Raw genomic sequence first — 26,701 nt, 5'->3', positions numbered from 1 at the left:
GGAAGCAAATGAAGAGTCCAGCAGATAACAAGTGGAAAACCAGAACGCTATCCGTAGGACTTGAATGGGTCATTCCGATCCTGGTCGTGGTGCTGTGGCAGTGGCTTGGCAGCGTGGGATGGATATCCTCCCGCATCTTGCCGACACCGGTATCCGTACTTGAAGCAGGCGCCAAGCTCGTGCGAAACGGAGATTTGTTCATCTATATCGGAGACAGCACGCGGCGTGCACTGATAGGTTTTGCAATTGGCGGCGGCATCGGATTTGTCCTGGCTATTCTGAACGGCTTGCTTCCATTGTCGGAAAAGCTTACGGATTCCAGTATCCAGATGATCCGTACGATCCCGCATTTATCTCTTATTCCGCTGATCATCGCTTGGTTTGGCATTGGCGAACAAGGTAAAATTTTTCTGGTCGCACTGGGAGTGGCTTTTCCGATTTATCTGAATACGCTCCACGGCATAAGGTCGATCGATCCCGGCTTAATCGAGATGGGGCGGACCTATGGTTTAAAAGGGTACTCCTTGTTCCGTACGATTATTTTTCCGGGCGCGCTTCCGTCTATCTTAGTGGGGCTGCGATTCGCGCTCGGCATTATGTGGATTACGCTGATCGTATCCGAAACGATCTCCTCGAACAGCGGCATTGGCTATATGGCCATGAATGCCCGCGAATTTTTCCAGATGGATGTCGTCGTGCTCAGCATCGTCATCTACGCTTTGCTAGGCAAGCTGTCGGATTGGATGGCTAAGCTTATGGAGAGGAGTTGGCTGAAATGGCATTCGCACTTCCGTCCAGGAAAATAAGCGAGGAACCCGAAGCGAAGACGCCGCTGATTGTACACGAGGCGACTCGCGGACTTCAGGTGAACGTCCGTGGCGCGAGCGTTCATTTCGGCGATCTCGCCGTTCTGAGAGAATTGGGCTTGTCCATTCCATCCGGTCAATTCTTAGCGGTTGTGGGCAGAAGCGGCTGTGGCAAGAGCACGCTGCTGCGGCTGCTCGGCGGCTTGGAAGTCGCATCGCAAGGTTCGGTCACGTTCGGCGGTACAGATACAGCCTCTCCCGGACTCCGATCGGATGTGCGCGTAATGTTCCAAGACGCAAGGCTGCTGCCTTGGAAATCTGTGCTCGATAACGTTCGGATTGGCGTGCCGGGCGGCGATCGCCGCAAAGCGATGGATGCGCTTGAGCTCGTTGGACTCGCAGACCGTGCGAAGGAGTGGCCGTCTGTGCTTTCAGGCGGTCAGAAGCAGCGCGTTTCGCTGGCTAGAGCGCTCGTCGGAGATCCGAGTCTGCTGCTGCTTGATGAACCGCTTGGCGCGCTCGATGCGCTCACTCGAATCGAGATGCAGCAGCTGATCGAGCGGCTGTGGAGGGAGAGACGGTTCACGGCCGTTCTCGTAACGCATGACGTCAGCGAGGCCGTCGCTCTCGCCGATCGAGTGGTGCTGGTGGAGAACGGCACCATTGCACAGGATGTCCCCATCGCATTGGCACGACCGCGCGAGAAGGACAGTGGGTTTACCCATTATGAGAACACCATATTAAATCGCGTACTAGCGAGGCGGCCGCCGGACGGCGATCGCAACGGATTCTCGATCTAGCCCTACAACCAACTGACCAATGATGGAGTGCAAACTCCCTTGGTCAGTTTTTTTATTGTCTGGAGGGGATGGCTGTCACGGGGATGCCTAGTCCTTTTATTCCCTGCGAGCATATCATGATCTCATTACTTGCTAAATGGAGATGAAGCGATGTCAGCCCCTATCAAGAGCAGAGCTAGCAACGCCCGAATAGATGTCCTGATCCCGGCAATCGAGAAGGATTTATCGACGCTGCCCTACGTGATTGATGCTGTGCGTAAACAGGTAAAGCATCCCATTGGCCGCTTCATGATCGTAGCTCCGAACCGAGAACGAATGCGGAATCTTTGCAAACGCAAGAGATGCACGTTCGTCAACGAGAATACGGTGCTCCCGATCACGAAACGAAACATCAACTATCGCTCCAAGAAGTGGGAACGCTCTGGATGGATGTTTCAGCAATTATTGAAAATGGGCGGGGACAGATTATGCACCTCGAAGTACTTCCTGGTTATCGACGCGGACACCATCTTAATCCGGCCTCACGTGTTCCGAACCGGTAAGAAGACGCTGTTCTATACCCGCAGTTGGAGTCAGCCTGAATATTTCCGAACCTACCGCAAGCTTATGGGAAAGCGTGCTGCTTCACCGACTTCCTTCGTTGCCCACTATATGCTGTTTGAGAAAGCGAAGCTGCGGCAATTGAAACGGACGATTGCGGCGAAACACGGGATGAGCTGGTACTCGGCAATACTCCGGAAGATGGACAAAACAAAACAGTTTGCCTTCTCCGAATTCGAAACCTACGGCAACTTCCTTTATGCTCAGAACCCGGGCGGGATTGCTCGCAGGAAGGCGCTGAACAAGAGTTTATCGACGAGTATTGCGCGAATGACACCCAAACAAATGAAGAGGCTGGCTAAGAGCTATCGCTCGCTCTCTTTTCATAAACGGAAAGGCTATTCGAGGAAAGCAGCCGGGAAGCGAAGATGACTCCTTATCAGGTTATTTGGAAAGGACCTGTAAAGAGAGCTTCGGGTCTAGGGGTTGCAAGCAGAGAGTATGTTCGAGCATTGAGACGGCAAGGGGTTTCTGTCTCCGTTGGGACAGCGAGGAAGGGATCGCGCAAACGCCCCAGAGTCCTCATCTATCATCACGCCCCGAATTCTCTTAACGTGAAGAAGGAAAGAAAGAATTACAACGTGATTATCATGAATACAGTCTGGGAGACGACTCGTATCCCTGTTCAATGGCGGGCGCCTCTTAATCAAGCCGATGCGGTGTGCGTCCCTTCGCTCCAGAACAAGCGGGCTTTAATTGCTAGTGGCGTGAAGGTGCCTATATTCATTGTTCCTCATGGCGTGAATGCTCGAATATTCAATCCGAGGAATAAGAAGCTGCCCCTGCCAAACGCAAAAGGGACATTTGTATTTGTTTCCGTATTCGGCTTTCAGCATCGTAAAAATCCAGAGGCGCTGTTGAGGGCTTATTGGGAGGAGTTCTCCTCCGCAGACAAAGTACTGCTAATCATCAAAACGAACGGTTATGCACGCTATGAGAACGAGAAATGGATCCGGGGCCGTATACAAACCTACAAAAAAAGGCTGGGCATCCGCAAGAAAACAGCGCCGGTTAAGCTCATAACGAGGCATCTGAGCCCGATGAAACTGAGAGGGATTTATACGCGCGGCGATGCTTTTGTGCTTCCTACCCGAGGAGAAGGTGTCGGTTTGCCGTTCTTAGAAGCATTAGCCAGCGGCATTCCCGTAATCGCAACCGGCTGGGGCGGACATATGGACTTCTTAACCAGAGGGAACTCATTTTTCATTATGTATAAACTGCGGCATCCGACCAGCAGCATGAATCGGAAGTCATCCATAGCCCGTTCGTTTCGCAAGCTGTTTGCGGGGAAGGGGCAGAGCTGGGCGGAAGTGGATATCGGCAGTTTGAGAAGACAGATGAGAGCAGCGTACCGTCATCCTGGACTATGTAAGAAGAAAGGGCGGCGTGCGCGGCAGGATGTGCTTAAGCAATCTTGGGATCGCGCAGGCCGTACGATGAAGAGAGTGGTTGAACAGGTTATCCGGAAGAAAAGAAAATGATCGCGGCTTCTACTAATTCGAGGGGGAGGAATAGACGTGCGGATTGTTCTGCTTGGCGGCGGTTCCGGTAAAAGACTCTGGCCGTTATCGAATGAGATTCGTTCGAAAATATTTCTAAAGCTTCTGCCCTCGAAGGATGGCGGCATGGAATCGATGATTCAGCGAATTTGCCGGCAATTGGAGGAAGCGGGTTTACTTCCTCAAACCTCGATTGTCGCGCATCAGAGCCAAGCGGAAATTATGAATAATCATATCGGTGATGAAGTCCCATTCATCGCTGAGCCTCATCGGAGGGGTACCTTCACGGCAGTTGCATTAGCCGCGAGTTATTTGCATGCCAAGCAGCAGGCTGCTCCGGATGAAACGATCTGCGTAATACCGGCGGATTTATTTGCCGAGTCGGATTTCTTCCACTTGCTGAGCCGGTTTCCTGAGATCCTCAAGCAGTCGGGTTCGGAGCTGGCTCTGCTTGGAACAACTCCGAATCATCCCTCCAGCCAATTCGGCTACATTGTGCCTGTGCCGCAGCAAGAGTCAACGCAGAAGGAATACTTGGAAGTCGCCCATTTCGTGGAGAAACCGGATGAAGAGATCGCGCTGCGCCTCATCAGCAGCCATGCCATGTGGAACTGCGGCGTGTTCGCTTTTCCATTGTCATTTATGCTTTCCAGTCTGCAGAGCAGAGGCTTGCCGATCGATTACGACGAGCTGCTAGGCTGCTACGAGCAACTGCCCGAAGCGAGCTTCGATGTCGAGATCGTGGAGAAAACGCAGCCAGTCGTCGCCCTTCAATACGGGAACATGTGGAAGGACTTAGGTGATTGGAGCGTGCTGCCGGACTATTTTGGAAGCAGTGTCCTTGGTCTGGGGGAGATCTCCAGCGATTGCGAGCATACGCATTTGGTCAACGAGCTTGCCTATCCGGTTCATGTGGTGGGTGTATCGAATATTATCGTAGCCGCCAGCGCAGATGGGATTCTCGTCGCCAATAAGGACAAATCCAACCAAATTAAGAAGCTGCGGAGCAGCCGGCAGCAGCCGATGTACGGGGAGAAAAGATGGGGAACGTATCGCGTATTGGATCAGTCGAAGAAGGACGGCAGTCTGCTGGAGACGTTAACGAAGAAAGTAGAGTTGCTGCCCGGGAAACATACAAGCTATCATTCGCATCAGAAGCGGCAAGAGATCTGGACGATTATTTCCGGTCACGGAGAGTTCATCTTGGAAGGCGTAAGTTCGCCTATTCAGACCGGAGATGTTCTGCAAATCGCTGCCGGGGCCAAACATGCCATCAAAGCAGCTACGGCGCTGGAGTATATTGAAATCCAGATCGGGACGGAGCTCGTTGAGACTGATATCCTACGGCTCGCCGTGACCTGGGAGGAGATCATTCAGTATTGCAAGATGGGATGAGTGAGAGGGACTGGTTGGCATGGTGGGCGACTAACTAGGAGGGGCACTGACTTAGAAACGAGATTGCTATGACTAAGTAAGGCTGCTCCGTTGCTGTGGTTATCCTCTAACGAACCGTAGGGGCCTTATTCGGGCGAAAATAGCAGCTTTTTAGATCTAACGAACGGTGGAGGTCTTATTCCGAGGAATTGGAGCGATAATGGGGAGTTTGCCGCCAAATAAGGCCCACAGGGTTCGTTAACATTTCAAAACCGGTTACTTTAGTGAAATAAGACCTGTACGGTTCGTTAGCATTAAGTCGCCGCTGTGGCATCGCCAATGACCACTATACTCATGAAGCAAAAGGGAGCCACAAGTGGCCCCCCATTCACATTAGCTAAATATAGCCGTCTTCGCACTATAGTAGTCCCGGACGGTAGCTTCGGCCTTCTTGCCGTACATACAGTAGTCTTTATTAGCCGCTGCGTCCTCCGGCTTGTACAGTTTAGCCGGCCAATCCCACAGCATGAAGCCCAGGGCCCAGTCCCGTTTATCGCAGTGGCTGAACATAGCTTCGTAATAGCGCGCTTGAACATCCTCGCTTGCTTCGCCCGGCAATCCCCAATCGTTCGGCAGATGCTGTGAGCCTTCCCGGCTTGGACAGCCTGCTTCCATGAACATAAACGGCTTGCCGTGCTGCTTCACGACAGCTTCGATCCGGTCAAGCTGTTCCTCCCAAGTGTCGATCGGATAGTAGCCGCTGGACGAAATAACATCCACCGCATCCCACCAGCTCACTTGATTCTCTTGGTATTTGTCGCAGTTGTAGGTTATGACGCCGGAGTAGACGCGTCTTACCTCCGCAATCAATGCGCGCCACTCCGCAGCCCGCCGGTCCGTTTGCACCATTTCGCATCCGACGCAGAGCATCTCGCAGCCGGTTTCTTCCGCGATCTGCGCGTAATGGAGCATGAAGCGGGTATACGAAGCGAACCACTCCGACCACTTCGGCTCGCATGGGACATCCACATCGAAGAAGTTAATATGTGCGCGCCAAGTGCCGTTCGCGCAATTGACGACCGGCTTCAGGCAGACTTGCAGACCAAGCGATTTGGCTTTCTCGATGGCCCAGCGAACTTCCTCATCCGTCACGGTAGGCGCATCCCCATACTTAATTTCCGTTGCCTGCGGATGTGCCTGCAGCGCCGCGAAAGTGATCGCCGTCCAGTTGACGGCCAGTCCTTCTTTCATCAGCTCGATCGAGCGTTCCGCCTGCTCAGTCTTCCATGTTCCTCTAATTCCGGTCCAGCCCCAAGTCATGCCGCCATAGTAGTTCGTCGACTTCTGCACGCCGTCTCAGCCCCCATCTCATTACGCAGGATGATCGTTCCTGCTTCATTGCTCCAGTAAAACAAATGCGGGGGAGTGCAGTCAATAGCCATTTATGGGCGCAAACCATAAAGTCAATTGAAGACTACAAATCACAATTGAAACCATTTTACCCCCTTCGCGATTGGCTTATAGTTACACATGTAAGCGATATCATAATCGAAACAGGGGGAACAACAAATGAAAAAAACGATCTCGTACACGATGATTTCACTTCTTCTCGTCACCTCACTGGCTGCTTGCGGCAGCAATAATGAAAGCGCAAACACGAACGCGAATGCGGCAGCGGACACGGCAAACGCAGACACTACGAATAACGCAGCGGCTACAAACGATGCAACCACGGACAATGCGGCAGCGACGAACGAAGGCGGAGATACGAAAGCGCTGAGCGGTAAAGTCGTGTTCCTAACGAACCGTACAGATATGGTCGACAAGGAGTACAACGATTACGAGAAACGGTTCGAAGCGAAATACCCTGGCGTAGACCTGCAATTCGAAGCCATTACCGACTATGAGAAAAACGAGAAAATCCGCATCGCTTCGGGTACTTACCCGGATGTAGTGCTGCTCGGCGGATTGATTCCAAACTCCGATTACCCGAAGTATTTTGCACCGCTGGATGATATCAAGTTCTCCGGCGACATCTACTTCAAAGACTTCAAATCCTTCGAAGGCAAATCATACGGGATTTCCTCCGGTAACAGCACGGTCGGGATTGTGTACAACAAGAAAGCTTTTGAGAAAGCAGGCGTTACGGCCGTTCCGAAAACCTACGATGAATTCCTGGCAGCCTGCCAAAAGCTGAAGGATGCCGGCATCGTGCCGCTCGCATCGAACTTCAAGGATAAATGGCCGCTTGGCGCTTGGTCCGGCGATGTACCGACCATTATCGGCGGAGCTGCGGATCACCAGAACAAACGTAAAGACACGGACACGCCGTTCACAATGGATAACGTATACGGCAAATCGTGGAGCATCATCCGCGAGCTGAAAGAGAAAGGGTTCCTGGAGAAAGACGTGAACTCCACGAACTGGGAGCAGTCCAAGAAGGATGTAGCCCAAGGCAACTTTGCCATGTACCTGCTTGGCAACTGGGTTATTAACCAAGTGATCGATGCCGGCGCGCCAGCGTCTGATGTAGGTTTCTTCCCATTCCCTGCCGACAACTCCGGTCAAGCAAAAGCGCCGCTTAACCCGGATTGGTTCTATGGCGTCAATAAAGACGGCAACGTGGAAGCAGCCAAAGCGTTCGTGCAATGGATGATCGAGGAGTCCGGCTACGATGAGTTCGCAGGCTTCATTCCGACTTTGAAGGACAAACAACCGAAGCTTGCGCAGCTGGCAGAATTCAACACGTACAACCCGACTTATTTTGAAGCTGTAGCCGGTGACGACGTAGCGACGCAAATTCTGAATAAAGCGCAAATCGATCAAGATGCCGTTCTTCAAGAGTTCGTTCTCTCCAAAAACCCGCAGGCTGTACTGGATAAAGTAAACGCAGAGTGGGCGAAAGCGAAGAAACAAATCGTGAAATAATCGATAAGCTAGGGCGATTTTACCAAGGTGGAACGGCTCTCTCCGGTTCGAGGGGAGGGCCTCCCTCCACAAGGTGAAATGCAGAAAGGAATGATCGCATCATGCTAAGCAACCTATCCTTTAAGAAACAGCGCATCATTATCATTACCTCCTTCACGATCATACCGCTGCTGCTGCTGCTGACCTTCTCCTATTATCCGACGCTGGAGCTGTTTCATCTTAGCTTCACGAGCTGGGACGGACTTAGCCCGGATAAAGAATGGATCGGCTGGGACAATTACAAGGAAGTTTTCACCGACCCCGATATCTTCGGCGTGTTTAAGCACAATTTTGCCTATTTCGCTGTTGGGATCGTGCAGAATATCGCAGCCATTTACTTTGCAATCGTCTTGAACGGCAAGCTGAAGGGACGATATTTCTTCAGACTGCTGCTCTTTTTACCATATATCCTAAACGGCGTGGCGGTGGCATACCTGTTTGGTTATGTGTTTGACACGACCCAAGGCTCGCTTAATACGCTGCTTGCTGCCATTGGCCTAAGTGGTGAAACCAGCTGGCTCGGCAGTGAATCCTTCGTCAACTACACGCTGGCTTCGATCGGCTTCTGGCGGTTTATGGGCTTTAACATGGTCATCTACTTGGCGGCGCTGCAGTCCATTCCATCGGATCTGTACGAAGCGGCGCAAATCGACGGAGCTAACTCTTGGAAGCAATTTCTCTTCATTACCTTGCCTAATATTTATAAAATCATCGAGCTAAACCTGTTCCTAACCGTCACCGGAGCACTTGAGGTGTTTGACCTTCCGTTTGTGCTAACGAACGGCGGACCGGCAGGCGCGAGCGAGACCTATGTATTCAAAATCATTGCAACGGCTTTCCAATTCAATAATTATGGCTTGGCATCGGCGATGAGCGTCGTGCTTCTATTAATAGTAGTGCTTGTCCTATCGATTCAGCGTCTGCTCTTCAGCAAAGGAGGGGACTAGATATGCGCACGCAGAATCCCTTTGCATCCACTGTGAAATATTTGACGCTGCTGTTCGCGGCTTTCATGATCGTATTCCCGCCTTACGTCATTATCGTAAATGCCTTCAAGACGAAGGAAGAGTTCCAAACGAAGTCGACGATGTCCTTGCCGGATTCGTTCTTCCATTTCGGCAATTTCGTGCATGCGTTCCAGCAGGCGAATATGACGAAGGCGTTTGGCAATACACTGGTTATTGTTGCGGTTACGCTAATTCTGAACATCGTGCTCGGCTCGGCGTTCTGTTACGCGGTTGGGCGGTTCACATTCAAGTTCAAAGGTTTCCTCGTCGGTCTGTTTCTGATGGCGACGGTCATTCCTTCGATTACGACGCAGGTCGTGAACTTCAAGACGATCCAATCGATGCATCTGACGAACAACCTGATGGGGCCGATGCTGATCTATATTGGCGCTGATATTTTGCAAATCTATATCTATCTGCAGTTCATTCGCAATGTGCCCTATGAGCTGGATGAGAGCGCGATGATCGAAGGCGCTTCGTTGTTCAAAATCTATACGACGATTATTTTCCCGCTGCTGGCACCTGCGACGGCGACGATCGTGATTCTGAAGACGATCAGCATTTATAACGATATTTACACGCCATTCTTATATATGCCGACGCCTGAGCTGGTGGTTGTATCGACCTCGCTGATGCGATTCTTCGGCGTAAACAGCGGAGATTGGCAGAGCATCTCGGCGGCTATCATCATCATCATGATTCCGACCTCGCTGCTTTACTTGTTCCTGCAGAAATATATTTTTGCCGGCGTGACGAGCGGTGCGGTAAAATAAGGCTACTTTCGCTTGGGCGGTGAGGAAAAGACATGAAAATCATGATCGTGGACGACGAGCAGTTCATCCGTCTTGGCCTCGAGAAAATCATTTCGAAGAGTGATGAAACGCATGATGTGATCGGCTCCTTCAGCAACGGTCAGGAGGCGTGGAATTTCCTGCTGGGGCATGAGAGCCAAGAGCCGGATGTGCTCATTACCGATATAAAGATGCCGATGATGGACGGGCTGAAGCTGAGCGAGCTTGTGCGGGAGAAATATAAGAACATCACCATCATTATTCTGAGCGGCTTCAGCGATTTTGAATATGCGCGGTCTGCCCTGCGGTTCGGGGTTAGAGACTACTTGCTGAAGCCGGTGGATAAGAGTGCGTTGTTCGACTTGCTCGGCAAAATCCGCGTGGAGAAGAGCGCTGTCAGCGAGGCTTCGGTGGAAGACGGTGCGCAGCTGGAAAGCGACCATTATATTATTGAGCAGATGAAGGATATTCTGGACCGGGAATATGATAAGAACTTTGAGCTGGAGCGGCTGGCTGACAGTGTTGGCATGAACGCGAGCTACATTAGCAGGCTGTTCAAGCACAAGACGTCGATGACGATTACGGACTACTTGATTCAGCTCCGCATTGAGAAGGCGAAGCAGTTTCTGGCCGATCATCCGCATTTGAAGAATTACGAGATCTCGCATCTGGTCGGCTATAGCGACCCGGTTTACTTCAACAAGCTGTTTAAGAAAATGGTCGGCGTGACGCCGAAGGATTATAAAGATAAACATCGCTGGCCTTAGGGAGGCGATGCCTGATTAGAGGGGGCTAGCCGGACGATTGGGTTCGGCTAGCCTTCTTTAGTCATGGGAGCGCAAGTCGTCGCGGAATTTGGCCGGTGTGACATGCATGAGCGAGTGGAAGGTGCGCGTGAAGTAATGGACGGAGCCGAAGCCGGTGCGTTCAGCGATTTCCTTGATCGTTAGCTCCGAGTATCGTAACAGCTCGGCCGCCCTGCGAACGCGCTGCTGGCGGACGTAATTGGTGTAGGATTCATTGACACCGGAAGAGAATAGACGGGACAAATGGCGCGGCGATAGATTGATCTGGGCTGCGACCTTGTCGAGCGACAGCTCATCATCGTTTAAGTTATCGGTGATGAAGAGCTTCGCCTGCTTCAGCAGTGCCGTTGAACTTCGGCGAGGCATCGCCGGCATACTGCTCGGCTGCATCAACGGCTTGCAGAACACGCCGGGGAAGGCAAGCAGAAGCGACGCTGCTAGCTGAGGGAGCACGGAATCCGGCAAAGAGGGCGAATCTCCGGGGCGTCTCAGCAGCGACCGCCACAGCTCGGCGGCAGGCATATCGTCGGTGTTTTGGACGACGCAGGTTTCCGTATCCGCCAGCGCTTGGAAAGCATCGCGTATCGCATCAGAGCTTCCTTTCTCGTCGAGCTCGAAGGCGACGAAGAGCAGGCTGTTCTCCGGCTCCCCTTGAATGAAGTGCGTGATGCCGGGGCGGGAGCAGAACATCGTCCCCTTTTGCAGAGGGTAGGTGATGCCGTCGTCGAGATAAGAGCCATTACCCCCGAGCACATAGCAAATTTCGAAGAAGGAATGCTTATGCAGAAAATTGGAAGTATGGCGCTCGTGCACACCCCAGTAATGAACGGTAAATACCGCTTCGGCGGTTTTAAGCCGCAAAGCGTATTGATTCAGCCAAGTGTCGCTTTCTTCCCACAGATACATGACAAACAGGCACCCCCTTGCAGGTTGATATTGAATGGCGTGAAAAGACAAAAAGCTGGCTTCAACGGCTAAAGACCGAAACCCCTTGATTCTACTACAATAAGGTCATAGGAAAACGAATTCATTCTTAGGAGGATTGTAGCATGATAACAGCTCAGGATGTAGAATTTTACAAAGAAAATGGTTACTTGCTTGTGAAAGGCGTATTCAATAAAGAGGAAATCGTTCAGATGCGCAAAGCGGTAGACGGTATTATCGATCGCGCAGCAAGAGCGAATATGGACCACAATGCACAATGGCAAGGGGACTTCCTGCCGGCAGAAGAATTGAAGAAACTCGTTCTGAAAGGGTTCCATGATGTGCATTACCATGATGCTTCCTTCCTTTGCGCTTTGTCGCACCCGAACATGACGGATGTGCTGTCGCAAATTATTGGACCAAACGTGCAACTGCACCATTCCAAAATGCTGGTGAAGCCGCCGGAAAACGGCGCCGCGTTCCCAATGCACCAGGATCACCCGTACTTCCCGCATGAGCAGCACACGATGCTGGCTGCAAGCGTTCATCTCGACGATGCAGACTTGGAAAACGGCTGCTTGCACGTTATGCCAGGTTCGCACAAATGGGGCGAGCTGCCGCATATGGGCAGACACTACCTGAATGCGAAGGAATATCCGGTATCCGATGGTGTGCCATGTGTGGCAAAAGCAGGCGATGTGCTGTTCTTCAACTACTTGACCATCCACGGCTCACCGGCAAACCGCAGCGAGCGTACTCGCCGCAACGTGCTGTTCCAATATCGCAGCGCAACCGACTTCCCATCCAAACAAGAGCATATCAACTGGGGCATGGGCCTCATGGTATGCGGCGAGAACCCGAATTTCAACAAAGCAAGACCGGAATATTCGGTTATTTCCATCTAAAAATGTGGCCGGACAGGGGCGATCCTGTCCGGCTTTTTGTTTTTGTTTTAGCTCGTTTGAACCTCGAGCGTTGTAACCCCGCGAGCCGGCGAACCGCGGCAACCTCGCGAACCGAGGTAACCCCGCGCACTCCATGAACTCCGCGCACTCTGCACACCCCGCGCACTCTGCACACCCCGCGCACTCTGCGCACCCCGCGCACTCTGCGCACCCCGCGCACTCTGCGCACCCCGCGCACTCTGCGCACCCCGCGCACCCCGCGCACCCCGCGCACCCCGCGCACTCTGCGCACCCCGCGCACTCTGCACACCCCGCGCACTCTGCGCACCCCGCGCACCCTGCGCACAGGCGCGAACGCTGCCGCCTCTGTGAACCGTTCACGCCCCGCGACCTCGCGCCTCCCGGCCGCTCAGCCAGCCCAGTCAACCTGTTAATCCACGAACCCACGAACCCTACTACCCGAATTGCATAAGCGGATATGCCGCTAAATTGCGAACAACCAGCATGATTTTTAGCTCGAAAGCGGATATGCCGCTTAAAGTAGCGCATATCCGCCAAATTCGCTCCAGCCTCGCGTGTTTTTCTGAGCAACAGCGGATATGCCGCTTATTTCGATCAAACTAACCCGTTTTTAAGCTCGAAAGCGGATATGCCGCTAACAGTCCCTCAATCCCGCCGGATTCGCTCGATTCCACTTTGTACGAGAGTCGGGAAACCCAACTCTCGGCGCAAACTAAACTAAGCCGTGCATGCCTGATGCTGAGAGTTCAAAAACCGAACTCTCAGCATCAAAAACGCTGAAACAGAAAGCCGAGAGTCTCAAAATAAGACTCTCAGCGATCAAACTAATCAAATTCCGTGCCGCCGGGGGCTGAAAGTTCGAATATTGAACTCTCAGCATCAAAAACGCTGAAACAGAAAGCCGAGAGTCTCAAAATAAGACTCTCAGCCCCCAAACTAACCGAATCCTGTCCGCGCCGGAGCGCGAGAGTCGGGAAACCCGACTCTCACTCTCATCTCCCACCAAGCGTGCACTCATCGTCGCCGCCACCCGTTCACCTCTCTTCATATGGACTTCATTTATGCGTGCTATTGTGAATAGCGGAGAACAAATAGAGAGGTGGAATCCTAACCTTATGGATCGTTCCAGTTTGAAATTAATGGCCGCAGCGATGCTGCTGACGGCGATGCTGACGGGATGCGGCGCGCAAAACGACGAGCAGCAGCCGACTAATAACGGACAAGCGGCTGTTGGCGGTTTTAGAGGCGCCGGTTTGAATCAGCCGGATCGGACAGCGGACTTTTTGGCTAAAGTGGTGAAGGTGTCCGGCGATGCGATTATTGTGCAGAAGTCAACGTTAAATCCGGCGGATATGCCGCGCGGAGGCGGATTCGGTGGCGGCGGTGGCGGGCGCCCGAATCGGGACGGACAGGGCAAAGCCGGCAACGGCGCCGCTCCAGAGGGCGATGCTCCCCAAGCTGGCAACGGCACCGCCCCGCAAGGCGACGCGCCATCAGCTGATGGCGCAGCTGCAAACGCCCCACAAGGTGGCGAAGGCGGCAAGCGCCAAGGTGGCAGATTCGGCGGAGGCGCAGGCTTCATGGATCAGATGAAGTTTGAAGATGCGCAGACAACGGTGGGGGTCGACGCCGACACGGAAATCGAAACGATTAGCCGCGGTCAGGACGGAATGAGCACGAAAACGCTCCAAACCACGGATTTGAAAGAAGGCGACATCCTCACCGTATGGTTGGCCTCCGACAACAAGACGGCGCAATATATTTCGCTCCGGTTCAATCCGGAATCCCTAGGAAAGGCAGGAAACGGGCAATGAGAAAATGGTGGCTGCTCGGAATCGGTGTGCTGCTAGTTGCGGCCGCGGTTGTGGTTTATATGAGAATGGGAGACAAGAAGGAGCCGCTGGCACAAGTACAATCTACAACCCAGGTGGTAAAAGGCACGATTGAGGTGCATGTGAGCGGAACAGGCAGCTTGGCCCCGCTCGACAAACAAACGGTTAAAGCGACCGAGCAAGGTACTGTTGAGAAGGTAAACGTGAAAGAAGGCGACATCGTCAAGAAAGGCGATGTATTGCTGACGATCGAAGGCGTGGACAACTCCGACAAAATCAAATCGGAAAAGCTCAACCTCGAAAGCAAGCTGCTAGACTTGGAGGATACACAGTCCAAGCTGAAAACAGCGACGGAGGAAGGCGACATTTCCAACATTAAACTAAGCTTGAAGAAACAACAGCTCGCGATCGAGCAATCCAGAACATCGATTGCCGACTTGGAAGAAAGCGAAGAAGGGAGCACGGTTACGGCGCCAATCGATGGCACAGTTACAACGTTATCGATTGGCGCAGGGGACTCCTTGAATCCGTCCACTGAAATTCTGACAATCGCAAACTATGCCTCATTGCAAATGGTCGTTGGCATCGACGAGCTCGATATTGCCAAGGTCAAAGAAGGCCAGCGTGCAACGATTTCCGTGGAAGCATTAGCTGATCAGACCTTCACAGGAAAAGTTGTCAAAATCGCGGACGAAGGTACAGCGAGCAACGGAGTAGCATCATTCGATGTTACAGTGGCCTTAGATAAAGCGCAAAATCTCAAGAGCGGTATGTCCGCGGAAGCGAGCATCGAGATCGAGAAGAAAGAAAATACGCTCATGCTTCCGATTGATGCGGTTCAATCGTTAGGCAAACGCTACATGGTTATGCTACCAGCGGGCACGCAAACGGCAGGTGCCAATGCTGCAGGAGGACAAAACACAACAGGCGGCAGCAAAACAGATGCAACGACCGATAAAGCGGGATTCGGCGATCAGCAATCGCAAGGTCAGGGACAATCCAGAGGCCAAGGTCAAGGCGGCGGCCAATTTACTCCTCCGGCAGGCGGCGGCGGTCAATTCGCAGGTCGTGCAGGTGGCAGAAACGGAGCAAGCAGCCGCTTCGGTAATGGCATTCCGACAATGATTCAGGTCGGCATTCATAATGAAGACTTCATAGAGATTCTGTCCGGACTTAAAGAAGGGGACAAGGTTGTCGTGCCGACTGTTGTAGCTTCAAACGGTACGACCGGGGCGCCGGCAGGCTTCGCAGGAGCTGCTCCTGGCGGCTTCGGCGGATTTGGCGGAGCAGGCGGCTTCGGCGGCGGTGGCGGCGGAGGATTCCAACGTACCGGTGCAACACAACGTACCGGAGGTACTCAAGGTGGAGGCGGTGGAGGCACCGGCGGCGGAGGAACACGCTAATGGAAGCCAAACGCGAACCACTCATTCATATCGAGAACCTATCCAAATTGTACAAAATGGGCGGGGAAACCGTCCACGCGCTCAGCGATATTTCGCTGAAGGTCGATTACGGTGATTTTATCGCCATTATCGGCCCGTCGGGTTCCGGCAAATCGACGCTGATGAATGTCATCGGCTGTCTGGATGCGCCGACCGAAGGCAAGTATTGGCTGGATGGCGAGGAGGTGAGCCGACTTCGGGAGAACCGGCTCGCTGAGATCCGCAACAGCAAGATCGGATTTATTTTTCAAGGCTTCAATTTGCTCAATAAGCTGTCGGCCCTTGAAAATGTTGAGCTTCCGCTCATCTACCGAGGTGTCCCTGCCAAGCAGCGCAAGGAACAGGCCATTGAAGCACTCACCAAGGTTGGGCTGGAAGAGCGCGTTAAACATAAGCCCAGCGAGCTGTCCGGCGGACAACAGCAGCGCGTAGCCATCGCAAGAGCTTTAGCGGGTAATCCGCCCATACTGCTCGCCGATGAGCCGACCGGAGCACTCGATACGCGCACCGGGGTTGAGGTTATGGGGCTAATGCAGGAATTGAACAAGCAAGGGCATACCATTGTCCTCATCACGCATGATACGGCGATTTCGCAGCAAGCGCGGCGGGTTGTACGCATTCAAGATGGTCAAATCAGTGAAGAAGGCGGTGAGAGACGTGAACGTCAGTCAAGCCTTCAAAATGGCGGCTAAAAGCATCCTTTCCAACAAAATGAGATCGCTGCTCACGATGCTGGGCATCATTATCGGGGTAGCGGCCGTCATTGCTTTGGTCGGTGTCGGCCAAGGGACAACGAAGCAGGTCACCGATCAGGTGCAGAGCTTGGGCACGAACCTGCTCACTGTCAATATTACGGGGCGCGGCTCCAAGACGACCGTGGACTATAAGGAAGCGGAAGAAATTACGGCGAAGGACGACATCGCTTTCGCCGCTCCAATCAATCAATCGAACGCGACCGTGAAGAACGGAAGCGAGAGTACGTCAGTCAGCGTAGTAGGGACGACGGAAGACTACCTGGATGTGAAGGAATATAATGTAGCGGCAGGGCGGTTCGTAGCGCAAATCGACCTCGATTACTATCAGAAGATTGCGGTGCTCGGTTCGACGACGGCGACGGATCTGTTCGGCACATCAAACGCGGTCGGGCAAACGTTTCTGATAAACGGGGTCAGGTACAAAGTGGTGGGCGTGCTGGCTTCTAAGGGAAGCTCGCTGACCGGCTCTAACGATGAAGTGGTGGTCATTCCGATCACGACGGCGGAGCGATTGTTTAAATCCAAAGGGGTCAAAACAATCAACGTCCAAGTGGCGGATGCCGACAAAATGGATGCCGTCGTAACAGAGCTTGAGACGGCGCTCACGAAGAAGTTCCGCGGCGATACGGACAGCTTCCGCGTCTTCAACCAGCAGGATCTGCTGGATTCCTTCAGCAGCATCTCGGATACGTTGTCGCTGGCACTTGGCGGCGTTGCGGCGATTTCCCTGCTCGTTGGCGGTATCGGCATCATGAACATTATGCTCGTATCCGTTACCGAACGGACGCGGGAGATCGGAATTCGTAAAGCGATTGGCGCGAAGAAGCGGGATATTCTAACCCAGTTTCTTATTGAGGCCATCGCCTTAAGCGGACTGGGCGGCTTGCTCGGCGTGGGCATCGGCGTTGGGGCCGCGCAGCTGTTATCCAAGGCGATGAGCATGACGGTCGTCCTGTCACTGCCGATTATCGGCTTGGCATTCGGATTCTCGGTTTTCATCGGTGTTGTGTTCGGCCTGTTCCCGGCGAACAAAGCATCCAATTTGAGGCCTATCGAGGCACTTCGTTTTGAATAGCACATCAGAGGAGTACGTAAGCGAGAGGGAGGCCTTCTCGTTTGCCCTCCTCTTTTTTATATCCCGGCTGTCCTATTTATTATATTTACGATAGGGATTCAACTCCGATAAAGTAGCCTTATGGATGTCTACTACTAGAAAGAGGTGCTCGCGTTGAAATCGAAATTCACTTATACACCGCCGGCGAACGGTTATCCGGAATGGAACAATAACCCAGAGATTTTTGAATTGAACCGAATGAAGGCGCATGCGACTTTAATGCCCTTCGATTCTATAGAAGAAGCGCTCAAAGGCGACCGCAACGCATCCCGCAGCAGCTTATCGCTAAACGGGAAGTGGAAATTCGCTTTTGCCGAAACACCGTCCAATCGAATTGCCAATTTCTACGAGGATCATTACGATGCAAGCAGCTGGGACGAAATCGCCGTACCGGGCCATTGGCAGCTGCAAGGTTACGATTACCCGCAATATACGAATATCCGTTATCCGTGGGAAGTATCGGAGCCGGACCTGAAGCCTCCTTTTGCACCGACAAAATACAATCCGGTTGGTTCCTATGTGCGCAGCTTTACAGTGCCTGACGAATGGCAGGGCCAGCCTGTATTTATCAGCTTCCAAGGGGTAGAATCCGCTTTCTACGTCTGGGTGAACGGCGAGTTGGTCGGTTACAGCGAGGATACATTTACGCCTGCCGAGTTTGATCTGACTCCATATCTGCGTGCGGGCGACAATAAGCTTGCCGTGGAAGTGTATCGCTGGTGCGATGCAAGCTGGCTGGAGGATCAGGATTTCTGGCGGATGAGCGGCATTTTCCGTGACGTGTATCTGTATACGGCGCCGAAAGCGCATATCTACGACTTCTTCGTCACGACGGAGCTTGACGATGCGTACCGCGATGCCGAGCTTAAATTGAAAGCAAGCATTATGAACTACTGGGAAGCCGATCTCGGGACGGTAACGGTTGAAGCACAGCTGTACGACAGCAAGCAGCAGCCGGTTCTGGCACAGCCTATAGTTGTAACGACAACGCTTGGCAGCAGCGAGGCGGAAGTTGAAATAGAAGCCTCCGTGCAAGTAGCCAATCCGCTAAAATGGAGCGCAGAACAGCCGAACCTCTATACGCTTGTCATTAGCTTGAGGGATGCCGAGCAGAAGCAGCTGGAGACGATCAGCACGCAAACGGGCTTCCGTAAGTTCGAAATCAAGAATGGGCTCATGCTCATCAACGGACAGCGCATTGTGTTTAAAGGAACCAACCGTCATGAATTCTCCTGTCATACCGGCCGTGCGCTCGGACTGGAGGATATGATTACAGACGTAAAATTGATGAAATCTCATAATATCAACTCCGTTCGGACTTCGCATTACCCGAACCACCCGCTCTGGTATGAACTGTGCAACCAATATGGTTTGTACGTCATCGACGAGACGAATCTGGAAACGCACGGCAGCTGGGCGTACGATCAATTGGAGCTGCTGCCGCATAACGTGCCGGCTAGTAACCCGGCATGGACAGCGAATGTGCTGGATCGGGCTAACTCCATGATGCAGCGGGATAAGAACCATCCGTCCATCATCATTTGGTCGCTCGGGAACGAATCTTTTGGCGGCGATAACTTTGTCAAAATGCATGATTTCCTTCGCGAAGCAGATCCGTCGCGTCTCGTTCATTATGAAGGCGTCACGATGTGGAGAGAATCGTCTGATGCGACGGATATCGAGAGCTTCATGTACGCGAAGCCGCATAAGCTGGCCGAGTATGCTCACGATCACCGTCCGAAGAAACCTTATATCCTGTGCGAATACAGTCATGCCATGGGCAACTCCTGCGGCGGATTGCATATTTACACGGAGCTGTTCGACAAGTATCCGGTGCTGCAGGGCGGATTTATTTGGGATTGGGTAGACCAAGCGATCTGGACAACCGGAGAAGACGGTGTCTCCTATATGGCCTATGGCGGCGACTTCGGAGAACAGCCGCATGACGGCAACTTCTGCGGAAACGGGTTGATTTTCGCGGATCGTTCCATCTCGCCGAAATTGCTGGAAGTAAAGAAATGCTACCAGAATATCGGGATTACCGAAGTGGACGGCAAACAAGGTCTGTACCGGATTCACAATAAGAACTTGTTTACGAATTTGGATGCTTATTTGCTGCAATGGTCGATTGCGCTTGATGGCGTGCTGTCGGCTGAGGGCAGCTTGACTGTTTCTGTGGCGCCGGGTGAAGCTCAAGAAATTACAATCCCGCTGCCGGCTCGCGAGGAACAAGCAGGTGAAGCGGTATTGACCATCAGCTTCGTCACGACAGAGGCTGCAGAATGGGCTCCTGCCGGACATGAAGTCGCGTTCGAACAATTCGTCCTTGCTGCTTCTACACCAGCGCATGTAGGCGCTGTGCGCGTGGAGAGCGGCGCTGCTGTTGAAGTGAACGAGCTCGCTGATTTGCTGGCTGTACAAGGGGCAGGATTCTCAGCCGGCTTCGATAAAACGACCGGCAGCCTCGTGTCCTACAAGGTTGGCGGAACGGAGCTGCTGAAGAGCGCGGTTGCGCCTAATTTCTGGCGCGCGTACACCGACAATGATCGCGGCAACAAACACCACGAACGCTGCGCAACCTGGCGGAGCGCTGGCGAAGAACGCATACTGCGCGCTCTCCGGTGGGAAGCGCTTGCTGACCGGGTAATCGTGCACGCGGACTACCTGCTGCCGACAACCGTGGAATCGGCTTGCTCCATTACGTACACGGTTATGGGCAATGGTGCGATCCAAGTGCTGCAGCAGCTGGCACCGGGAGAAGGATTGCCGGAAATTCCGGAAATCGGCATGATGCTCGTCATGGATGGCTCCTTCGAGAACCTGGAGTGGTATGGCAGAGGGCCGCATGAATCGTATTGGGATCGCCAAGGCAGTGCGAAGCTTGGGTTGTACCAAGGTAAACCGGCTGAGCAATTCGTTCCGTATCTGCGTCCGCAAGAGTGCGGAAACAAGATGGGCGTACGCCATGCCACTATTGGCAATGGTTCCGGAGCGGCGCTCCATATTATGTGTGTACCGTCATTTGAACTGAACGTGCTGCCGTATACACCGTTTGAGCTTGAGGCGCATGATCATGTTTATAAGCTGCCTGCCAGCGATAAAACGGTTGTACGGATCAACTATAAGCAAATGGGTGTAGGCGGGGATGACAGCTGGGGCGCGATGCCGCATCCGCAATATTTGCTGCAGGCGAACAAGACTTATGCGTTCACCTTCACGCTGCAAGGCAAATAAGTAAAAAAACGTCCCGTGCTGCATGGTGTATGAAGTTCATACACCAAGCGCACGGGACGCTTCTGTTATTAGTTATCGACGATGACCTTCTGACCTTCGTCGATCCCTTTCTTAATTTCGACTTCGGCACTTGTCTTGAGGCCGACGTCAACGTCAACTTCTTTAATGCGATCATTCTCGATGATCTTCACGTAATTGCGTCCAAACATGCTGTTTAAACTGCCGCGCGGAATAATGAGGACATTGCTTCGTTTCTCGATAAACAGCTTAATGTCAGCGAGCTTACCGATCTCGATCTGCGGCTTCGGTGCATCAAGCGAGATGATGAGCGCTCTGGCATTGCGCCGTTTAATGGCATCGACATCGCTCTTGGGTGCAGTAGCCGGCGTTTGGATAACGGTTCCCTTGTAGGTCTTCTTATCGACCGTAACGTCCACCTCAATGCCATTCTTCACGGCGGCGATCTTGGAAGCGTCGGTTGCCTCGTAGATGAAGTTTACTTTATTCGGGTTGGAGATGATCGCCATCGTTTGCAGCGCTTCAACGGTTTCACCGGGCTTAATCTCATTCAAATACGTAATTAATCCGTCAGCCGGAGAGACAAGGAGCGACTTCTGGTACTGCTTGCGCAGGGCATCCAGTTGAAGCTGTTCTTTCTCCAGGTCGATGTGAGCGAGACGTTCCACTTCTTTATCGCCGCTCTTTACGGCATCGGAGTAACTAAGCGTACGCTGTTCGACGGTTAGCTCCTGCAGTTTAATCCGGAGCGGCAAATCACCGGTATCGAGCTCGGCAATCGGTGCGCCGGCCTTCACGGTGTCCCCGGGCTGCACGTACAGCTTCTTCAAGCGCGCACCGGATTCCAGGAACGAGACGGATTGGTTGGTATCGGAGGAAGCGGTTGCAGTCGAGGATAAGTATAATTCCATATTGCCGCGTTTGACGGCTTCTGTTTCATGAATTTCTTCTTTCTTGCTTAGAATAGGAGGCTGAAGCGACTCTTCTTCAGCAGGCAGCAAGGAGCAGCTGCTAAGCATCAGAGCGGCTAACGATCCTATGAGTGACATGCGCAGCAACGAAATGGAAGTACGATGAATACGAAACTTCGGCACGAGATAATCTCCCCTCATAATGGGCACTTAATGGAAGGACAAGCGTCACTACTATAAAAAGAATAACGGCCCTGTATAGCGATGTCAACGATTACATTTCCAAATATTAGTTGGGAATTTTGCTTAAGAATGGATAATTGTCACTCCATAGCGATTATGCTAAGGTTTGCAGGTAGACTAAGATTCAACTTATCGCATCGTGATCAGGTTGTTTTTGAGAAAGGTGGTTGGCTAGTTTGGCTACAGCTTCATCACGGACAGCTGTTTTGCAAACCGGTACGCTGTATTTTATCTTGTTTGCAATCAGTGCCGTGCATTTATTGAATGATACGATGCAGGCTGTCGTATCCGCACTGTTTCCTGTCTTTGAAAAATCACTACATCTAAGCTATGGGCAAATGGGCTGGATTGCCTTTACGCTGAATATGACTTCATCCGTCATGCAGCCTGTCGTGGGCTATTTCTCGGACAAGCGGCCGATGCCATGGATGCTGCCGATCGGAATGGGACTTAGCCTGCTCGGGATGGCCGGTCTTGCTTATGCGCCGAATTTCCTTTCCGTAATAGGGGCGGTTGTGTTTATCGGCTTGGGCTCAGCGGTATTCCACCCGGAAGGCTCGCGTGTCGTCTATTTTGCTGCTGGTGGACGCCGAGGCTTGGCGCAATCCATCTATCAAGTTGGCGGCAACGCGGGGAGCTCGCTGGCTCCGCTGATGACGATTTTTATCTTCTTGCCGCTCGGACAGCCCGGTGCGATCTGGGGAACACTGCTGGCTGCTGCGGCTATTGCCATTCTATTACGTGTCGTCCCTTGGTACAAAGGGCAGCTGGATCAGCATGGGAAGCCGGTTAAGAAATCAGCTAGAGCGGCAACTCAGAATGGTGCGGCAGGGAAGAGCCGCGGCGTAATCATTTTCGCCATGACGATATTGATTCTGCTCGTATTCTCGCGATCGTGGTATGTCAGCGGCATCTCGAACTTCTATAACTTCTTTGCCGTAGAGAAGTACGGACTATCGGTTAAAGCAGCTCAAGTGCCGATCTTCATCTTTATGGCTGCCGGTGTGCTTGGCACCTTCTTCGGCGGCGTACTGGCGGATAAGATCGGCCGCAAGCGGATGATTATATTCTCGATCGGCGGTGCTTCACCGTTCGCGCTGCTTCTGCCGCATGTGTCTATCGGATGGGTGTATCCGGTGAGCTTCGTGCTTGGCTTCATCCTGCTGTCCGGTTTCTCTGTCAGCGTCGTTTACGCGCAGGAGCTCGTTCCGAACAACGTCGGCATGGCGTCAGGGCTCATTACAGGATTCGCATTCGGGATGGGAGCGCTCGGCGCCATCATCCTGGGGCATGCCGCTGAAGCTTGGGGGCTGATTCATGTGATGAACTATTCCAGCGTACTCCCGATGATCGGCTTGCTAGCGATCCTGCTGCCGCCCGATCGGCGCGAGGCTGCGTAGGTACCCGCAAGTTCGGCAGCTTTTCGCGCTAACGAACCTACGGGCCTTAATGCAAACCGCAACATTTTGCTGAAATAAGGCCCCTACGGTTCGTTAGCGTGCTGCCTGCAATCCATACATCCGCCCCTTGAAACGAAGTACCCGAATCGTATAAGCTAGAGAAGAGCTTCCGGTAATTATAGCAGCGGCGGCAGTCTCAAACTTAGATGAGGAGCGTGCATAACGCATGGCGAAGAGTACGGCGCGTAAGCAGCGGGAGAAGAAGCTGCAGCAAGGCGGAATGGACCCGAGAATGCAAAGAGGAAGTTGGAATGGTGTGAAACCGGTGACGAAGGTGAAGCCGGACAAACGGAAATATGCGTATCCGAAGAATGACGATGATCGAGGCTTTAAGCTTGCTGCAGCAGCTTAAAGATTGGATCATCGTCATTCTTTTTTATATCGGAACTTCACCTGCTGTCAGGACTGAGCCAACCGTTTCATCTTGTTGCCATACAAACGTTTATTGAAATTAACCAAACAAAATGATATATTATCTAGGTAATTATCAAACGAATGATGGAGTTGTTTGCTATGGACATTTCAGAATCCTTTTATAACGCATCGCTCTCCGAGCTGAAGCAAGGTTATGTATACCATGGGGAATCAGATAGCTATTACTGCTTAGTTTGCGGGGAACAATTTGAAGAGGGCATCATCTATTCCATTGATAATCGCCTGATGGAGGCACATAAGGCGGTTGCCAAGCATCTCGCCAGCTCACATGGATCCATGCTTCACTATCTTCTGGAACTAGATAAGAAGGCAACCGGTCTAACCGATTTACAGAAACAACTCATCAGCGCATTCGCATCGGGCTCGTCCGATGCAGATATTGTGAAGCAGACCGGCAGCGGCAGTGCGTCGACGATCCGAAATCACCGTTTTGCGCTGAAAGAGAAAGCGAAGCAGGCAAAGCTCTTCCTCGCTATCATGGAGCTGATGGACGGCGGTCTGGCGCAAGGCGCAAAGTTTGTTCCGGTGCACCGGACGGCACCTCTTGTAGATGAGCGTTTCGCGATCACGCATGATGAGTACAAAGCGCTGTTAAACAAATATCTACCGCAAGGGCTAGCCGGGCCGCTCACGGGTCTGCCGCGTAAGGAGAAACGGAAGGTAGCGCTGCTTAGACACATTGCAACGAGCTTCAAGAAAGGCCGCAAGTATAAGGAAGTTGAGGTCAATGAGCTGCTCAAGCGGTTCATGGAGGAAGATTATGTGACGTTAAGAAGGTACTTGGTCGATTATGGTTTTCTAGACCGCGAGAGTGACGGAAGCGTATATTGGCTTAACGTGTAAGCTGGCTTATAGCATGAATGGGAATGACTGAAGGAGGAATTTACAATGATGAACAGACGTAAGGAATTACAGAATGAATATGGGATGAAACAGCGCGCGATGGGCGTGTTTCAAATTATCAATGAACGGAATGGCAAACGATATATTGCCTCATCTCCGACGCTTGATTCCGCATGGACGCGCCAGAAGTTCTCGCTCGACATGAACGGACATATGAACTCTGCGCTTCAAGAGGAGTACAGAGCGCAGGCAGGCGCGGACTTCCGATACGAAGTATTAGAGCAGCTCAATCTTGGCGAAGAAGTACGCAATGATTACAAAGATACGCTCATTCCCGGCACGGAAATCGTGGATCGCAATGCTTTAATGAACTACCGTGACTCCCTCAAGCGACTGGAGAAGAAGTGGCTTGATGAATTACAGCCGTACGAACCGAACGGTTACAACCGTCCGCCCAAATAGAACCGAATAAGGAGTTATGAACGAAATGAATACGAACCAAGCAGCAGCTGCGGGTACAACAGCCCAAACTCCGTTGCTGCGGAACCGCTTTTTTCAAACGATACTCATGTCGAATATGATGCTGCAAATTGGAATATGGGTGCGGAATTTCGCCATCCTATTATATGTGACGGATCAAACCAATAACGATCCTATTGCGGTGTCTCTGATCTCCGTTGCGGAGTTTTCGCCGATTTTCCTATTCGCCTTTATTGGAGGCACCTTCGCGGACCGCTGGCTTCCGAAACGAACGATGATTTGGTGCGATCTCATGTCGGCTGCATCCGTTGTGCTGGTGCTGATCGCACTTGTATATGAATCATGGGCGGCCGTATATTTTGCCACGTTCTTATCCGCGACGTTGTCTCAATTCTCGGCACCTTCATCCATGAAGCTGTTCAAGCAGCATGTACCGCAAGAGCAGCTGCAAAGCGCGATGGGTATTTTCCAAACGCTTATGGCGGTGTTCTTAATTGCCGGACCCTCTGTAGGAACAATCGTTTTCCAAAACTACGGCATTCATGTCTCCATAGGTGTCATGGGAGCTGCCAGTTTCTTATCGGCGCTTATCCTGTTCCGACTCCCGCAAGATAAAGCATTGATGCGTGATCCGCAAGCGAAGCCAACCTCCGTCATGACGGAAATGGTGGAAGGACTACGCTATGTGTGGAGCAGCCGCGTACTTCGGACCATGTGCATCACATTTGCTCTGGCAGGTTTGTCGGGCGGGATTGCTCAAACGCTGGGACTGTTTGTCGTAACGGAACGACTCGGCCAACCGAAGGAATTTCTGCAATATGTACTCATGCTGAGCGGGATTGGCATGTTGATCGGCGGTGCATTTATTACGGTCATTTCGAAGAAAATGTCACCGGTAAAGATGCTGGCGCTCGCCTTAGGCGTAAGCGCGGCCGGTACAGTTGGCGTTGGTTTCTCTATGAGCGTACCTTTCACACTGACACTGCAATTAATCATGGGTATGATTTTCCCAATGGTTCATATCTCGATCAATACGATTATGCTAAAATGGTCGGCGCCTGAATTTATCGGACGCGTGAGCGGCACACTAGGTCCAATGTACATGGGAGCCATGGTGCTGATGATGGCATTGGCGGGACCGCTCAAGACGCTCCTTCCGCTGACCACGATTTACAGCATGTCCGGATTATTAATGTTAGCCGGAGTACTGTCGCTGGTACCGCTCTTTAAACAGAAGTCGCCTGAACCTGCTGCAACGAGTGTATCCGCTTAAAGAAAAATTTACCAAATATCTGTTGACACCGAAAGGGTCAGCAGGTATTATTTTGTATAAATCATAGTAAGTCGATAGGAAAATAATAGTTTAATCCACCGGATTACCGGAGAGAGACCAGCCATCGAGAGATGAGTGCGTCTCTTTTTTTTATCACTTTT

23 protein-coding genes are annotated in these 26,701 nt (G+C 52.2%); 20 read left to right on the top strand and 3 right to left on the bottom strand.

Annotation, left to right across the window (positions count from 1 at the left end):
- Positions 1 to 8 precede the first annotated feature (8 nt).
- The 5 genes from AC6ESO_RS08235 (at position 9) to AC6ESO_RS08215 (ending at position 5,100) form a co-directional block, all read left to right on the top strand.
- A complete protein-coding gene (locus tag AC6ESO_RS08235) occupies positions 9 to 806 on the top strand; it encodes an ABC transporter permease subunit (RefSeq protein WP_497090960.1) in 798 nt (265 codons plus the stop codon).
- Entirely contained in the window at positions 776 to 1,606 is an 831-nt protein-coding gene (locus AC6ESO_RS08230) for an ATP-binding cassette domain-containing protein (RefSeq protein WP_497090959.1), read from the top strand. The genes AC6ESO_RS08235 and AC6ESO_RS08230 overlap by 31 nt, the downstream gene beginning before the upstream one ends.
- A 150-nt stretch (positions 1,607 to 1,756) precedes the next feature.
- The gene (locus AC6ESO_RS08225) at positions 1,757 to 2,578 is read left to right on the top strand and encodes a DUF6492 family protein (RefSeq protein WP_497090958.1); all 822 of its coding nucleotides are present in this window, start codon (positions 1,757 to 1,759) and stop codon (positions 2,576 to 2,578) included.
- 218 nt (positions 2,579 to 2,796) lie between these two features.
- Complete coding sequence (locus AC6ESO_RS08220; RefSeq protein WP_497090957.1) at positions 2,797 to 3,687, top strand: glycosyltransferase family 4 protein; 891 nt, start codon at positions 2,797 to 2,799, stop codon at positions 3,685 to 3,687.
- 36 nt (positions 3,688 to 3,723) lie between these two features.
- Positions 3,724 to 5,100 (top strand): sugar phosphate nucleotidyltransferase, encoded by a 1,377-nt coding sequence (locus tag AC6ESO_RS08215; RefSeq protein WP_497090956.1) that lies wholly within the window; start codon positions 3,724 to 3,726, stop codon positions 5,098 to 5,100.
- A 372-nt stretch (positions 5,101 to 5,472) separates the two neighbouring features.
- On the opposite strand, the gene AC6ESO_RS08210 is transcribed toward AC6ESO_RS08215, so the two are convergent.
- Positions 5,473 to 6,399 carry a glycoside hydrolase family 113 gene (locus AC6ESO_RS08210; protein WP_497091075.1) on the bottom strand — a complete coding sequence of 309 codons (927 nt, stop codon included), beginning with the start codon at positions 6,397 to 6,399 and terminating at the stop codon, positions 5,473 to 5,475.
- Between the two features lie 249 nt (positions 6,400 to 6,648).
- Here AC6ESO_RS08210 and AC6ESO_RS08205 point away from each other — a divergent pair, with 249 nt between their 5' ends.
- The 4 genes from AC6ESO_RS08205 to AC6ESO_RS08190 all read left to right on the top strand — a co-directional run bounded on the left by AC6ESO_RS08205 (position 6,649) and on the right by AC6ESO_RS08190 (position 10,611).
- The gene (locus tag AC6ESO_RS08205) at positions 6,649 to 8,007 is read left to right on the top strand and encodes an ABC transporter substrate-binding protein (RefSeq protein WP_497090955.1); all 1,359 of its coding nucleotides are present in this window, start codon (positions 6,649 to 6,651) and stop codon (positions 8,005 to 8,007) included.
- Positions 8,008 to 8,108: 101 nt separating this feature from the next.
- Positions 8,109 to 8,993, top strand: coding sequence for an ABC transporter permease subunit (locus AC6ESO_RS08200; protein ID WP_494818055.1), 885 nt, complete (start codon positions 8,109 to 8,111; stop codon positions 8,991 to 8,993).
- A gap of 2 nt (positions 8,994 to 8,995) precedes the next feature.
- Entirely contained in the window at positions 8,996 to 9,826 is an 831-nt protein-coding gene (locus AC6ESO_RS08195) for a carbohydrate ABC transporter permease (protein WP_497090954.1), read from the top strand.
- 32 nt (positions 9,827 to 9,858) lie between these two features.
- Positions 9,859 to 10,611, top strand: a complete 753-nt coding sequence (locus AC6ESO_RS08190; RefSeq protein ID WP_497090953.1) for a response regulator transcription factor — start codon at positions 9,859 to 9,861, stop codon at positions 10,609 to 10,611.
- Positions 10,612 to 10,668: 57 nt separating this feature from the next.
- Here the strand turns inward: AC6ESO_RS08190 and AC6ESO_RS08185 are convergent, their stop codons facing one another.
- Positions 10,669 to 11,556, bottom strand: coding sequence for a helix-turn-helix transcriptional regulator (locus AC6ESO_RS08185; RefSeq protein ID WP_497090952.1), 888 nt, complete (start codon positions 11,554 to 11,556; stop codon positions 10,669 to 10,671).
- 143 nt (positions 11,557 to 11,699) lie between these two features.
- Between AC6ESO_RS08185 and AC6ESO_RS08180 the strand changes: the two genes are divergently transcribed.
- From AC6ESO_RS08180 to lacZ, 6 genes are all read left to right on the top strand, one after another.
- Positions 11,700 to 12,479 (top strand): phytanoyl-CoA dioxygenase family protein, encoded by a 780-nt coding sequence (locus AC6ESO_RS08180; protein WP_497090951.1) that lies wholly within the window; start codon positions 11,700 to 11,702, stop codon positions 12,477 to 12,479.
- Positions 12,480 to 13,615: 1,136 nt separating this feature from the next.
- Positions 13,616 to 14,314, top strand: coding sequence for a hypothetical protein (locus AC6ESO_RS08175; RefSeq protein ID WP_497090950.1), 699 nt, complete (start codon positions 13,616 to 13,618; stop codon positions 14,312 to 14,314).
- Positions 14,311 to 15,735 carry an efflux RND transporter periplasmic adaptor subunit gene (locus tag AC6ESO_RS08170; protein WP_497090949.1) on the top strand — a complete coding sequence of 475 codons (1,425 nt, stop codon included), beginning with the start codon at positions 14,311 to 14,313 and terminating at the stop codon, positions 15,733 to 15,735. The genes AC6ESO_RS08175 and AC6ESO_RS08170 overlap by 4 nt, the downstream gene beginning before the upstream one ends.
- Positions 15,735 to 16,466, top strand: a complete 732-nt coding sequence (locus tag AC6ESO_RS08165) for an ABC transporter ATP-binding protein (RefSeq protein ID WP_497090948.1) — start codon at positions 15,735 to 15,737, stop codon at positions 16,464 to 16,466. Before AC6ESO_RS08170 ends, AC6ESO_RS08165 begins: the two co-directional genes overlap by 1 nt.
- The gene (locus tag AC6ESO_RS08160; protein WP_497090947.1) at positions 16,432 to 17,604 is read left to right on the top strand and encodes an ABC transporter permease; all 1,173 of its coding nucleotides are present in this window, start codon (positions 16,432 to 16,434) and stop codon (positions 17,602 to 17,604) included. Before AC6ESO_RS08165 ends, AC6ESO_RS08160 begins: the two co-directional genes overlap by 35 nt.
- Before the next feature lie 153 nt (positions 17,605 to 17,757).
- Positions 17,758 to 20,877, top strand: a complete 3,120-nt coding sequence (gene lacZ / locus AC6ESO_RS08155) for a beta-galactosidase, LacZ type (RefSeq protein WP_497090946.1) — start codon at positions 17,758 to 17,760, stop codon at positions 20,875 to 20,877.
- Positions 20,878 to 20,945: 68 nt separating this feature from the next.
- Here the strand turns inward: lacZ and AC6ESO_RS08150 are convergent, their stop codons facing one another.
- Complete coding sequence (locus tag AC6ESO_RS08150) at positions 20,946 to 21,989, bottom strand: efflux RND transporter periplasmic adaptor subunit (RefSeq protein WP_497090945.1); 1,044 nt, start codon at positions 21,987 to 21,989, stop codon at positions 20,946 to 20,948.
- Between the two features lie 236 nt (positions 21,990 to 22,225).
- Between AC6ESO_RS08150 and AC6ESO_RS08145 the strand changes: the two genes are divergently transcribed.
- The 5 genes from AC6ESO_RS08145 to AC6ESO_RS08125 all read left to right on the top strand — a co-directional run bounded on the left by AC6ESO_RS08145 (position 22,226) and on the right by AC6ESO_RS08125 (position 26,540).
- Complete coding sequence (locus AC6ESO_RS08145) at positions 22,226 to 23,449, top strand: MFS transporter (protein ID WP_497090944.1); 1,224 nt, start codon at positions 22,226 to 22,228, stop codon at positions 23,447 to 23,449.
- 226 nt (positions 23,450 to 23,675) lie between these two features.
- Positions 23,676 to 23,861 (top strand): ribosome rescue factor BrfA, encoded by a 186-nt coding sequence (brfA, locus tag AC6ESO_RS08140; RefSeq protein ID WP_497090943.1) that lies wholly within the window; start codon positions 23,676 to 23,678, stop codon positions 23,859 to 23,861.
- Between the two features lie 161 nt (positions 23,862 to 24,022).
- Complete coding sequence (locus tag AC6ESO_RS08135; RefSeq protein ID WP_497090942.1) at positions 24,023 to 24,787, top strand: DUF2087 domain-containing protein; 765 nt, start codon at positions 24,023 to 24,025, stop codon at positions 24,785 to 24,787.
- Between the two features lie 45 nt (positions 24,788 to 24,832).
- Complete coding sequence (locus AC6ESO_RS08130; RefSeq protein WP_494818068.1) at positions 24,833 to 25,249, top strand: GIY-YIG nuclease family protein; 417 nt, start codon at positions 24,833 to 24,835, stop codon at positions 25,247 to 25,249.
- Positions 25,250 to 25,274: 25 nt separating this feature from the next.
- Positions 25,275 to 26,540: an MFS transporter gene (locus AC6ESO_RS08125; protein WP_497090941.1), complete on the top strand. Its 1,266-nt coding sequence runs from the start codon at positions 25,275 to 25,277 to the stop codon at positions 26,538 to 26,540.
- Positions 26,541 to 26,701: the final 161 nt, after the last annotated feature.

This window comes from Paenibacillus rhizoryzae, from assembly GCF_059686995.1.
This window is presented reverse-complemented; position numbering and strand designations above follow the sequence as displayed.